This is a genomic window from Stenotrophomonas sp. (assembly GCF_035634915.1).
In the GTDB taxonomy this organism is placed as follows: Bacteria; Pseudomonadota; Gammaproteobacteria; order Xanthomonadales; family Xanthomonadaceae; genus Stenotrophomonas.
Window position 1 is genome coordinate 426,510 of the sequence record NZ_DASQCB010000018.1, and the last position, 12,970, is coordinate 439,479.

The window sequence follows — 12,970 nt, forward strand, 5'->3', positions numbered from 1 at the left end:
AACGAGAATAAATCGAAGTCACCGGCTCAGTCGCTTCTGCCCTGAGCTGGCATTTGCGGGGCTCTTTTGGCCCCGCGCCCGCAGCTTCTGAGAGAGAGAGAGACGCGATGACTTCACGCACCACCGTGCTGGGCAAGGCGATCCGCCAGGCCCTGATCGTCGGCACCGCAACGATTGCGCTGCCTGCATTTGCCCAGGACGGCGCCCCCACGACCCTCGACCGCATCGAAATCACCGGCTCGCGCATCCGCCAGGTCGACGTGGAGAGCGCAAACCCGGTGCTCGCGATCTCGCGCACCGACATCGAACGCCAGGGCTTCAGCTCGGTGTCCGACATCCTGCAGAACGTCACCGCGATGGGCAGCCCGACCATCAGCCGCGCCAACGTGCTGACGGCCGGCGAGAACGCCGGTGGCACCTACATCGACATGCGCAACCTGGGTACCCAGCGCACCCTGGTGCTGGTCAACGGCAAGCGCCTGGGCATCAGCACCTCCGGCTACCAGGACATTTCCACCCTGCCGGTGTCGGCGGTGGAACGCATCGAAGTCCTCAAGGACGGTGCCTCGGCCATCTACGGCTCCGACGCCATGGCCGGCGTGGTCAACATCATCACCCGCCATGACGTGACCGGCGTGACCGCCAACGTCTACCACGGCCAGTACAGCCAGGGTGACGGTGGCCGCGACCGCATCGACGTGGTGGCCGGCTGGTCCAACGACCGCGGCTCGATCACCGTTTCGGCCGAGCATGCCGAAGAAAAGGCCGTGTGGGCCAGGGACCGCTGGTTCAGCGCCTACGGCAACACCGACCTGCACCCCACCGAAGCCTGGACCACGGTGAGCCAGTACGGCCAGATCACCGGCCTGAAGGGCCCGGGCTGCGCGACCGCCAGCTGCAGCTACTCGCTCAACCGCGGCAGCGACCCGCTGAACCCGGCCAACTACCACATCACCAACGCCACTGCGCCCAACGGCGATGTCAGCAACACCAACGAGCAGATGCACCTGAACTATCCGCTGAAGCGGGATTCGGTGTTCGTCGATGGCCGCCTGAACATCACCGACGCGATCCACTTCAGCACGCAGCTGGGCTACAACAAGCGTGATTCGAGCCGCCAGATCGCCGGCTACCCGCTGCAGTCGTCCACTGCGGGCATCGGCGCGATGTCGGTCAACAGCTATTTCAACCCGTTCGGCAGCCAGCACGGCTACGCCACCCCGACCGCCGTGGCCTGGAACCACCGCACCTGGGAAGTGCCGCGTGTCAGTGACAGCTCGCTGAAGACCTACCGCGCCGTGGCCGCCTTCGACGGTTCGTTCAACATCGGTGAGCGCTTCTTCGACTGGGAAGTGGGCTACCAGTACAACAAGAACGAACTGCGCCAGCACGCCACCGGCAACCTGCACAAGCAGCGCGTGAAGGATGCAGTCGGCCCGTCGTACTACAACGCCGCCACCGGCAAGGTCGAGTGCGGTACTGCGGCTGCGCCGATCGCCAACTGCATGGTATGGAACCCGCTGATCGCTGCCGGCGTGGTCAATCCCTACGGCCTGACCGGCAACCAGGCGCTGATCGACTACCTGATGCCGGCCGAGGATTCCTCCGGCAAGACCGTCGGCAAGAACTTCTTCGCCACCATCGCCGGCAGCATCGTCACCCTGCCCGCCGGTGACCTGGGCTTTGCGTTCGGCGTGGAAAACCGCAAGGAAAGCGGTGAGTTCATTCCCGATGCCCTGGCCCAGACCGGCGCCACCACCAACCTGGCCGCAGGCCCGACCGGCGGCGGCTACCGGGTGAACGAGGCGTACCTGGAATTGAATGTGCCGGTGCTGGCCGACCTGCCGGGCGCGAAGGAGCTGACGCTCAACGCCGCAACCCGCTTCTCGGATTACGACACCTTCGGCAACACGCTCAACAGCAAGTTCGGCTTCAAGTGGAAGCCGTTCGACCAGCTGCTGGTGCGTGGTACCTGGGCCGAGGGCTTCCGTGCGCCGACCATCAACGATCTGTACGGCGGCGGCTCGGAAACCTTCACCACCGGTTATGCCGATCCCTGCGACACCGTGTACGGCGCTTCGCGCACCAGCGCCGAAGTCCGTGCCCGCTGCGCGCGTGACATCGCCGATGCCAACAACTACCGCCAGCTGAAGCAGGGCATGGTGCCGATCACCAGCAGCACCGACCAGACCCCGGTGCCGTTCACCAGCGGCTCCAATCCGCTGCTGCAGCCGGAAACGTCCAAGAGCAAGACGCTGGGCCTGGTGTGGAGCCCGAGCTTCATCCCGAACTTCAACGCCTCGCTGGACTGGTGGAAGATCCGCATCGACAACACCATCGTTGCCGACAGCCCGAACCAGATCCTGATCGACTGCTATGAGCAGGGCGTGACCTCGCGCTGCGGACAGTTCACCCGTGATCCGGTCACCGGCATCGTCAACAAGCTGACCTACGGCAACCGCAACGCCGGCTTCCTGGAAACCGAAGGTTACGACATGGACGTGACCTACCGCTGGGATACCGATTCGTACGGCAAGTTCACCAGCGCCTGGTCCACCACCTACGTCAGCTCGAACATCTTCCGTTCGACCAACGACACCACCGTGGTGCCGACCCCGACCAACGGCATCGGCAGCGGCTTCCGCGTGCGCTCCAACCTGACCGTGGGCTGGGATCTGAGCAACTTCGGTGTCACCTGGACCGCCCGCTACTACTCCGGCGTCAAGGAACAGTGCCTGAGCCTGAGCGCGCATCCGGACGAATGCTCCGACCCGGGCGTGCGTGCACCGTGGTACGCCGGCACCCGCAACTACAACGAACGTGGTTCGGTCACCTTCCACGACGTGCAGTTCCGCTACAGCCTGCCGTGGGATGCCACGGTGTCGGTTGGCGCCAACAACGTGTTCGAGAAGTACGGCCCGGTGATGTACACCAAGCCGAACTCGGTCTTCTCCTACTACGGTGGCTACGACATCGGCCGCTTCATCTACATGAAGTACCAGCAGCGCTTCTGATCGACGGCACGGCCCTTCGGGGCCGTGCTTTTACTGGCCGGCGCGGCCGTCATCCGACGGTCGCAATGTGGTCACAACCACTACATGGGCAGGGCCGAGCATGCCGGAAAACCGGAGGCCCGCCATGCGCCATGCCATTGTCACCGAGACCTATCCGCCGGAAGTCAACGGCGTCGCGCTCACCGTGCAGGGCCTGGAGCAGGGCCTGCGCGCGTGCGGCCATGAGGTCGACCTGATCCGTCCACGACAGGCCAGTGAAGCGTTGGATCCGGCGCCCGGCACGCTGCTGGTGCCGGGCGCCGCCCTGCCCCGCTACCCGGGCCTGCGCTTCGGCCTGCCCGCGCCGATCCGGCTGGGCCGCCACTGGCAGCAGCAGCGCCCCGATGCGGTCTACATCGCCACTGAAGGCCCGCTGGGCTGGTCGGCACTGCGCACCGCGCGTCGCCTTGGCATCCCGGTGGCGACCGGCTTCCACACCCGCTTCGACGAATACCTGCCCGACTACGGCGTGGCCTGGCTGCAGACGGCGGCGATGCGCTGGATGCGCCGCTTCCACAACCAGGCCGATGCCACCCTGGTACCCACCCGCGAGCTGCAGCAGTTCCTCACCGACCAGGGCTTTGAACGCGTACGCCTGCTGGCGCGCGCCGTGGACAGCCAGCAGTTCGATCCCGCCCGGCGAGACCCGGCGCTGCGCGAGGAATGGGGCGTGGACGGCAACGGCCTGGTCGCCATCTACGTGGGCCGCATCGCTGCCGAGAAAAACCTCGGACTGGCGGTGAAGGCCTTCCGCCGCCTGCAGCAGGTGAGGCCGAAGGCACGCTTCGTGTTCGTCGGCGACGGCCCGGCACGCGAGAAGCTGGCCCACGACAACCCGGACTTCATCTTCTGCGGCATCCAGCGCGGCGACGCCCTGGCCCGCCACTTCGCCAGCGGCGATCTGTTCCTGTTCCCCAGCCGCAGCGAGACGTTCGGCAACGTGACCCTTGAAAGCATGGCCTGCGGCCTGGCCACGGTGGCCTTCGACTACGGCGCCGCGCGCGAGTACCTGCGCACGGGTGAGAACGGCGCGGCCGTGGATACCGACGAGGCGTTCGTCGAGGCGGCCGTGCAGCTGGCCAGCGACGATGCGCTGCGCCGCGAACTGGGCAGCAACGCCGCCCGCGCGATGAAGCGCCTGCACCCGCAGCAGGTGGTGGCCGAATTCGAAACGCTGCTGGCCGAACTGGCCCAGGCACGGAGGACCGGACATGCGCACAACGCCGCTTGAAGGACTTGCCGGCCGCGAAGCACGGCTGTGCCGACGGGCCAACCACTACTGCCGGCGCCGTCGCGTGCGCCGCCTGTTCTCGGTCATCAGCCGCCTGGGTGATGGCGTGTTCTGGTACGTGCTGATGGGCGCACTGGTGCTGGTCGATGGCTTCGACGGCCTGCGCGCATCGGTGCACATGGCCGCCACCGGCCTGGCCGCACTGCTGCTGTACAAGGGCCTCAAGCGGTGGACCCGGCGCCCGCGGCCGTACGCGGCCGACCTGCGCATCCGCGCCTGGGTGGCGCCGCTGGATGAGTTCAGCTTCCCCTCCGGGCACACCCTGCACGCGGTGTCGTTCACCATCGTGGCCCTGGCCTACTACCCGTGGCTGGCCCCGCTGCTGGTGCCGTTCACCTTCGGCGTGGGCCTGTCGCGCGTGGTGCTGGGCCTGCACTACCCCAGCGACGTGCTGGCCGCCACCGGCATTGCCGCACTGCTGGCCGCGGCCAGCCTGGCCTGGTTGCCGCTGCCGGTGTAATTCCGCTCGATCCGGCGGGCATGGCCCGGCGCTACCGGCAGCGCCGGACCATGCCCGGCGAGCCGATGCCCTAGAATGCCCGCATGACCACGCTGTTCATTTCCGATCTGCACCTGGACCCCAGCCGTCCAGCCATCACCGACCTGTTCCTGCGCTTCCTGCGCGAGGACGCGCCCGGCGCGGACGCGCTGTACATCCTCGGCGACCTGTTCGAAGCCTGGATCGGCGATGACACGCCTTCGCCGGCCGCCGATGCGGTGGCCGATGCGCTGAAGGTGCTGTCCGACAGCGGCGTGCCGGTGTTCTTCATGCGCGGCAACCGCGATTTCCTGCTGGGCGAGGACTACGCCCGCCGTGCCGGCCTGCGCATCCTGCCCGACCCCTGCGTGATCGAGCTGTACGGCCACCCGGTGATGCTGCAGCACGGCGACCTGCTGTGCACCGATGACATTCCCTACCAGCAGTTCCGTGCGCAGACCCGCGACCCGGTGTTCCAGGCGCAGTTCCTGTCGCAGCCGCTGGCCGCGCGCATTGCCTTCGCGCAGAAGGCGCGCGATGCCAGCCAGGCACGCCAGTCGGAGATGAAGCAGGGCGACCGCGCGCAGTTCGAGACGGTCACCGACGTGGCCCCGGCCGAAGTCGAGGCCACCTTCGTCCGCCATGGCGTGGACACGATGATCCACGGCCACACCCACCGCCCGGCCATCCACACGCTGCAGGCCGGCGGGCGCAGCCGCACCCGCATCGTGCTGGGCGACTGGTACGAACAGGGTTCGGTGCTGCGCGTGGATGCCGACGGCTGGCGCTTGGATTCCCTCAAGCGCGAATGACGGATTGCCGGGTGCCAACCAAGGTTGGCATCTACCAGCGCGCGCAGGCCGGTAGACGCCGACCCTGGTCGGCGCGTGCCGTCCAGCAATGGCCTCAGCGGAAGCCGGACACCGTCGCCTTGGTGTTCACCAGCACCCGCTGGTTGTCCGCGCTGCTGGCGATCCCCATCGGCACGCCGTTGTAGCTGATGTTGGGGTTGGACCAGTAGTTCAGGCGCGGGCAGCCCGCCGAGCAGTCGTAGGCCATGATGGTTCGCCAGCGCGAACCGGATGCGGGCTCGTAACGGTAGCCGTGGCCATAGGCATACGGCGAGGTGCTCGGGTCGTTGCTGATGTCATGCCGGGCACTCTGCAGATGGCCGATCTCATGGGCGAAGGAGTAGTAGCCCGTCGCGCAATCCCAGTACACCGCTGCGAAGGCGGTGGATGCCGTCGAGCCGATGCCCGACGCCAGGCCGCAGTAGCTGGTGTTGTTGATCAGCAGCACGCCCACATCGGCGGCGGTGTTGTTGCGGCTGGTATGGATGCTGTCCATGTAGCCGTCACTGGTGTTGCGGAAACGGGCGAGGTCGGTGGTGAAGTTGCCCGACTCGGCGTAGCTGGTGGTTTCATAGCCGGCCAGCTGCATGGTGATGCCGACGTTGCTGTTGGCATAGCCCTGGTTGGATTCGGCCACGGCCAGCTGCACCAGCGACTGCATGTTGCCGCCATACGCCGCCACGGCGGCATTGGTGGCTACCACCAGCACGCGGATCGTGGCCGGCGTACCCGACGACGCCTGGGCGATGCCGATACGGTCATTGTCCGGCATCGGGATCTTCGGCAACTGGTTGTAGTCGGCCGGATGGTCTGCGGGCATGCGGCTTTCATCCACCTCCACGAGGATGTGGCGGTCGCCCAGCGGGCGCAGGCGGTACAGCCTGCCGTCCTTGCGGATCGAACCGGTGAGGGTGTTGCCCGAGCGCACCACGATCAGTGAATTGCCGGGATCGTCCTGGCCGTTGGAGGTCGCCTTCTGCAGGCGGTCCGACGGCGTGCGGATCTGCCCGTACCAGACGCTGCCACCACCGGGCAGCGCTTCGACCTTGCTGCGGACCGCCTGCACTTTCTGCCCGAGCAGTTCGAATTCCAGCTGCGGCTGCGCGGTGGCGGCCGCGTCGATGCGAACGTCCTGCACGGTGGCGGTGGAGGGCGTAGACAGCAACCGCGCCAGCGCGGGATCACTGCCGGCCGAAGCGCGGCTGAGGATGGTCACCGGTTCAAACAACGGCGCGGCACCGGCCGCTGCCACCACTGAAAGGCCCAACAACACGCCAACCGCCGTTCTACCCATCGATCTGGACATCATTCTGGTCGCTCCTGAAGTGAGGTGGACTGCCTTGATGGATCACCACCCGGTTTGCCGGGTGTGGCCATTCGGCCTGCGCCGACTACGTGAATTCAATAGACAATGGGAATGAGAATCAGGAATTGTGATCGACCGCATCTGGGTTCATACAGGTCAAAAACGTCATCACGCGTCGTAAACACCAACTCTTCGCGTCACCGTGACATCGCCACGACAAGGATTGAACATGGCCCCCGACCCGACCACGGCAATCTCCGCTGACCCCGAAGGCGTGCTGCGCATCGGCCTGTTCTTCGACGGCACCCGCAACAACGCGCACAACCTGGCACGGGGTCGTCCACAGGCACCGCAGCCGCGGCCCGCGCAGCTGCGCGCAGACGACGACTCGACCTACCAGAGCCGGCTGACCAGCAGTTATGACAACGGCACCACCAACATCGCGCGCCTCTACCAGCTGTACCCGGACAGCCGGCGCACGCCCGCTGTTGGCGCCTCGTTGGCCATCTACGTCGAAGGCGTCGGCACCCGCGATGACGCCGAGGACGACCTGATCGGTCTGGCCTTCGGCGTGGGCGCCAGCGGCGTACGCGCCAAAGTGCAGCGCGCGCTGCAGGTGCTGCTGCCCGGCGCCCTTGCCGCCCTCGCCGGCCAGCGGCCCACCCCGCTGCACAGTGTGCAGGTGGATCTGTTCGGCTACTCGCGCGGCGCGGCCGCTGCCCGTGACGTCGCCAACCAGCTGCAGGGCTGGGAGGGCGCGCGCTGGCGCCAGCTGCTGCAGCAGGCCGGCCTGGCGTGCGCGGTGGACTTCATGGTGCAGCGCCCCGCGCTGCGTTTCATCGGCCTGTTCGACACCGTGGTGGCCGTCAGCGGTGGCCGTGCCGATGAGCAACCGCAGCTGGCCCTGCCCGCACATGTCGCCGGCCGCGTGGTGCAACTGGTGGCCCGCGATGAACACCGCCAGCATTACCCGCTGACCACCGTCGCCCCAGCCCATGCCGAGATCGTGCTGCCCGGCGTCCACGCCAATATCGGCGGTGGCTACGACCAGACCGAAGAGGGCCCGAAGCTGTTGAGCCGGCCACGCCGCCAGCTGCTGCGCCGCGCGCCGCTGGCCGACTACCAGACGCCCTCCCTGGCGCAGTTGCAGGCGACCACGGCATATGCCGAAGCGCAGGCCGATGCCGAACGCTGGCGGCAGCAGCTGGGGCTGGATGAAAAAGAGGTCTGGGTGGATGTGTGGCACCAGTGGCAGCAGCAGCGCCGCGCCGGCAGCCGCAGCGTGCTGCTGGCCCCGGTCCTGTACGTGACGGCAGCGGTGGTCCTGCGCCGGCGCATCGACTGGCGCTACCAGCTGATCGCGCTGCAGGTGATGCAGCGGCAGGCCAGCGAGGCCGGCGTACAGTGGACCGCGCAGGCCGCCGATGTGCCCGACTGGGCATTGCCCACCGCACTGCAGCCGATCGCGCGGCGGCTTCTGGCGGGCCAGGCACTGACCCCGCCCCAGGAAGCGCTGCTGCGCCGCCGTTACCTGATGCAGTCGGCGCACTGGAATTTCGATGCACTGGGCGACACCGCGCTGACCTACACCGCCGATGCGGGCGTGAGCGAGCTGCCGTACCGCCCCGGACCGGGGCTGTTCTACATCAACCGCCCCACCGTGGATGGCAAACGCGCGGTCCTGCCGAACGCATGAAAAAGAGGGACGGAGGGGATTAAGTCGTTTGTGGCAAAACGACTTAATCCCCTCCGTCCCCTTTTTTGATCAACCCGCCTGTTCGATCAGGTTGGCCAGTTCGTCGGCATCGAAGCCGGCCAGCAGGCGCGCTTCCAGGTTGAACGGGCCGTGCAGGTAACCGCCGGCGTATTCCTGCAGCAGTTCCTTGAAGCGTTCGCGCGGCTCGACCCCGGCGCGCTCGCAGTACCAGCGGTACCAGCGCGAACCGGCAGCGACGTGCGCCACTTCTTCGCGCAAGATCACTTCCAGTACGTCGGCCGTTTCAGCATCGCCGACATTGCGCAGCTTCTCGATCATGCCCGGGGTGACGTCCAGCCCGCGCGCTTCCAGCACGCGCGGTACCAGCGCCATGCGCGCCAGGCCATCGTGGGCGGTCTTCTCGCACATCTCCCACAGGCCGTTGTGCGCGGGGAAATCGGCGTACTCATGGCCGTGCACCTGCAGCCGCTCGCGCAGCAGGAGGAAGTGCCGCGACTCGTCATCGGCGCAGCTGACCCAGTCGGCATGGAACGCCGCCGGCAGGCCACGGAAGCGATACACCGCATCCCAGGCCAGGTCGATCGCGTTCAGTTCGATGTGGGCGATGGCGTGGATGAAGGCGGCGCGGCCTTCGACCCCGCCCAACCCGCGACGCGGCACCTGCCGCGGGTGTACCAGCACCAGCCGCGCGGGACGGCCGGGCATGCGGATCGCGTCGGGCGGGGGCGCGTCGGCGGCCACCCTCAAGCGGCCGGCACGGAACGCGGCCGCGTAGGCCCGGGTCAGCGCTACCTTACGCAGCGGATCGGCTTCGGCCAGGCACTGCTGCGCAGCGCGCAGCAGGTCGCCACCCACGTCGGGGACATCCACCACGGCCTGGGCCTCAGGCGCGGCGCTGGTGCTTGGCGTCGTCCGAACGCAGCTGCTGGATGCGCTCGAAGTAGCCAGGCTCGATGCCGGTCGGGTAATGGCCGTTGAAGCACGACGAATCGAAGCTGCGCAGCGCCGTGTTGCCTTCGCTCACCGCCGCTTCCATGTCCTCGATGTCCTGGTAGATCAGCCAGTCGCAGCCCAGGTGCGCTTCGATCTCTTCCACCGTGCGGTTGTGCGCGACCAGTTCCTCGGCCGCCGGCATGTCGATGCCGTAGATGTTCGGGAAACGCACCGGCGGCGCGGCGCTGGCCAGGTAGACCTTGCGTGCGCCTGCATCGCGGGCCATCTGCACGATCTGCTGGCTGGTGGTGCCGCGCACGATCGAATCGTCCACCAGCAGCACCACGCGGTTGCGGAACTCCAGATGGATCGGGTTGAGCTTGCGGCGCACCGACTTCACCCGCTCACCCTGCCCCGGCATGATGAAGGTGCGGCCGATGTAGCGGTTCTTGATGAAGCCTTCGCGGTACTTCACGCCGAGCACGTTGGAGATTTCCAGCGCGGCGTCGCGCGAGGTGTCCGGGATCGGGATGATGGTGTCGATGTCGTGGTCCGGGCGCAGGCGCAGGATCTTCTCGCCCAGCTTGATGCCCATGCGCATGCGCGCCTTGTGCACCGATACGTTGTCGATCATCGAATCCGGGCGCGCGAAATAAACGTACTCGAAGATGCACGGGGTGTGCTCGGCCGGCTCGGCGCAGATCTCCGAGAACAGCTCGCCACGCGCGGTGATCACCAGTGCTTCGCCCGGCTGCACGTCGCGCACGCGCTGGAAGCCCAGCACGTCCAGCGCGGCCGATTCTGAGGCCACGATGTACTCGTCACCTTCGGCGTGGCTGCGCTTGCCCAGCACCAGCGGACGGATGCCATGCGGGTCGCGGAAGGCGACCAGGCCCAGGCCCAGCACCACGCTGACCACGGCATAGCCGCCCTTGCAGCGGCGATGCACGCCGGCCACGGCACGGATGGCCGCTTCCGGGCTGAGCTGGCGCTGCTGTTCCAGTTCATAGGCGAACACGTTCAGCAGCACTTCGCTGTCCGAATCGGTGTTGACGTTGCGGCGGTCCTGCTCGAACACCTGCTGGCGCAGGGCTTCGGTGTTGATCAGGTTGCCGTTGTGGGCCAATGCGATGCCGTAGGGCGAATTGACGTAGAACGGCTGCGCCTCATCCATGCCTTCCGAACCGGCCGTCGGATAACGCACATGGGCGATGCCGACGCTGCCTTCCAGGGTGGACATGGTGCGGGCATCGAACACGTCGCGCACCAGGCCGGTGGCCTTCTGCACGCGCAGGCGGCTGCCGTTGGCGGTGGCGATGCCCGCCGCGTCCTGGCCGCGATGCTGGAGGACGGTCAAGCCGTCATACAACTGCCCGGCGACGTTCTGGTTGCCGACGATTCCGACGATGCCACACATGGTGCGAGGTCTCCGCTGGGCGATGCCCAGTTACAAGGAAGGTGGCCGTGCCTGGCCTTTAGTGGTCGCCGCGCCTGCGGTCGACGTTGGCCGGATCAACCGGCTCGATGTTGTCTGGCAGTGCAGAGGCATCCGGGCCCACTTTGGCCGGATCATGGTTGTCGCCCTGTTCCGCTTCCGCAGGCCGCAGCCATCCGCTGCCCGCCACTACCTGGTTGAGGATGCCATTATCGCCTGTCGCGCCCGGCTTGCCCAACCCGGCGCCCGCCTTGCCCAGTTCAGCGCTGGCACTCCTGCTCAGTTCCATCAACGCAGATGGGGACAAAGTGTCCTTCGGCAAGCCCTTGGGCAGCAGATCGGCTCCCGGGACCTGCCAGTGCGGCAGCTTGCTGTTCATCCAGGCCACGGCCGGGTTCAGCACCGGGCGCACGTTGGAGGCGTGCCAGGAGCGCTCGGAGGACAAGGGGGTGAAACTGGCCAGCAGCACCAGGATGGCCGCGATCAGGCCGCCACGGACGGCGCCCAGCATGCCGCCCAGCAGACGGTCCAGGCTGCCCAGCATGTTGCGCTGGACGATGTGCTTGATGACCATGCCGAACACCGCGACCACCACCATCACGCCGATGCCGACGCTGAGGTAGCCGCCGACGAAGTGCTCGCCGCCGGGCGCAGCCGGTGCTGCCCACCAGCGCGCTGCGTCGTTGCCGAAGGCGAAAGCCGCCCAGGCGGCGACCAGCCATGAGACCGTGCCGATGACGATGCTTACAAAGCCGCGCAGCAACCCCAGCAGGGTCGAAACGGCAATCACGATCAGCAGCACCAGGTCGATCATGGCGCCCCGCTCCTTCGGCGGCGCTGGCAACAGGGCTGCCGACAGGTCATGGGTGTGGCCGCACCATGCCGGCCACGCCGACCTTGGCGGCGACCTGCGCCTTCAGCTGTTCGGCATCGGCGCGGTTGGCCACCGGCCCGACGCGCACGCGGTGCAGGGTGCCCTTCTCGGTGCGGACCTGTTCGACGAAGGCACTGAAACCCGCGGCGCGGACCTTGTCGCGCAGCGCATTGGCATCACCGGCCTGGCCGAACGCCCCCAGCTGCACGGCGAAGCCGACGCTGCTGGCAGCCGGGGCGGCCGGCGTGGCCGGGACCTCGGGCTTGCTGGCCGTCGCTTCCGGCTTCGGCTGCGGCTTGGCCGGTTCCGGCTTCGGCTGCGGCTTGGGCGCTTCCGGCTTCGGGGTCGCCGGCGTCGCTGCGGTCGGGGTGCTGGCCGGCAGGCTCTCGCTGCGCACCGGATTGGCGGCTGCCGACGGCGACGGCGCAGCGACCGGGGTGCTGGCACTGGGTGCGGCCGGGGTGGCCGCCACGGCCGGGGACGGCGCCGTGCTGGCGTCCAGGGTGATCACTTCGGCCTTGACGTCACCACGCACCTTCACCGCCTGCAGGCGGGCGGCTTCGGCCTGGGCACGGTCGGCGTACGGCCCCACGCGCACGCGCCAGGCCTGGCGGCCGTTGATGGAGGCGGCTTCGGCGAAGCCCGGCAGCTGCGAGCGCTTCAGGTAGGCGATGACCGCATCGGCGTCGGCCTGGCTGCCGTAGGCGCCGAAGGTAACCGCGTAGTTCCCGGCAGCAACGGCCGGCGAGGTATCGACGGTGGGCGGGGTGGCCGGCGCGGCAGCCTCCTCGACCGGCTTGGCCTGGCCGCTCTGCAGACCGGTGGCGCCACCGGCCGGGGCGACCAGGGGCAGCTCACGGGTTTCGAACTGGCCATCGCCCGGCGCGTCAGGCGCGGTGATCGGCACATTGGCCACACCGCTGTCCGGGGCAGGCCCCTTGACCAGCATCGGCAGGAAAATCACGGCCAAGGCCACCAGGACGATGGCACCAATCAGACGCTGTTTCAGGGGCGTATCCACGTGAGGCAGGC

Annotated in this window: 10 protein-coding genes; 5 read left to right on the plus strand and 5 right to left on the minus strand. The window is 67.7% G+C overall.

Annotated elements, in window-relative coordinates; all coding sequences use genetic code 11:
• Positions 1-107 precede the first annotated feature (107 nt).
• The 4 genes from VER16_RS15105 (at position 108) to lpxH (ending at position 5,634) form a co-directional block, all read left to right on the plus strand.
• Entirely contained in the window at positions 108-3,014 is a 2,907-nt protein-coding gene (locus tag VER16_RS15105) for a TonB-dependent receptor domain-containing protein (RefSeq protein WP_324809497.1), read from the plus strand.
• Positions 3,015-3,138: 124 nt separating this feature from the next.
• Entirely contained in the window at positions 3,139-4,284 is a 1,146-nt protein-coding gene (locus VER16_RS15110; RefSeq protein ID WP_324809499.1) for a glycosyltransferase family 1 protein, read from the plus strand.
• Positions 4,265-4,804, plus strand: coding sequence for a phosphatase PAP2 family protein (locus VER16_RS15115; RefSeq protein ID WP_108767881.1), 540 nt, complete (start codon positions 4,265-4,267; stop codon positions 4,802-4,804). Before VER16_RS15110 ends, VER16_RS15115 begins: the two co-directional genes overlap by 20 nt.
• A gap of 83 nt (positions 4,805-4,887) precedes the next feature.
• Positions 4,888-5,634, plus strand: coding sequence for a UDP-2,3-diacylglucosamine diphosphatase (gene lpxH / locus VER16_RS15120; protein ID WP_324809502.1), 747 nt, complete (start codon positions 4,888-4,890; stop codon positions 5,632-5,634).
• A gap of 94 nt (positions 5,635-5,728) precedes the next feature.
• Here lpxH and VER16_RS15125 read toward each other — a convergent pair whose 3' ends face one another.
• Complete coding sequence (locus VER16_RS15125) at positions 5,729-6,982, minus strand: M12 family metallo-peptidase (protein WP_324809504.1); 1,254 nt, start codon at positions 6,980-6,982, stop codon at positions 5,729-5,731.
• Positions 6,983-7,208: 226 nt separating this feature from the next.
• On the opposite strand from VER16_RS15125, the gene VER16_RS15130 reads away from it, so the two are divergent.
• Positions 7,209-8,675, plus strand: coding sequence for a phospholipase effector Tle1 domain-containing protein (locus VER16_RS15130; RefSeq protein WP_324809506.1), 1,467 nt, complete (start codon positions 7,209-7,211; stop codon positions 8,673-8,675).
• A gap of 69 nt (positions 8,676-8,744) precedes the next feature.
• Here VER16_RS15130 and VER16_RS15135 read toward each other — a convergent pair whose 3' ends face one another.
• From VER16_RS15135 to VER16_RS15150, 4 genes are read right to left on the minus strand one after another with little or no spacing between them, the layout of a single operon-like run.
• Complete coding sequence (locus VER16_RS15135; RefSeq protein WP_324809508.1) at positions 8,745-9,569, minus strand: ferritin-like domain-containing protein; 825 nt, start codon at positions 9,567-9,569, stop codon at positions 8,745-8,747.
• A 10-nt stretch (positions 9,570-9,579) separates the two neighbouring features.
• Positions 9,580-11,046 carry an amidophosphoribosyltransferase gene (purF, locus tag VER16_RS15140; RefSeq protein WP_324809510.1) on the minus strand — a complete coding sequence of 489 codons (1,467 nt, stop codon included), beginning with the start codon at positions 11,044-11,046 and terminating at the stop codon, positions 9,580-9,582.
• Positions 11,047-11,104: 58 nt separating this feature from the next.
• Complete coding sequence (locus tag VER16_RS15145; RefSeq protein WP_324809511.1) at positions 11,105-11,878, minus strand: CvpA family protein; 774 nt, start codon at positions 11,876-11,878, stop codon at positions 11,105-11,107.
• A gap of 46 nt (positions 11,879-11,924) precedes the next feature.
• Positions 11,925-12,959, minus strand: coding sequence for an SPOR domain-containing protein (locus tag VER16_RS15150; protein ID WP_324809513.1), 1,035 nt, complete (start codon positions 12,957-12,959; stop codon positions 11,925-11,927).
• Positions 12,960-12,970: the final 11 nt, after the last annotated feature.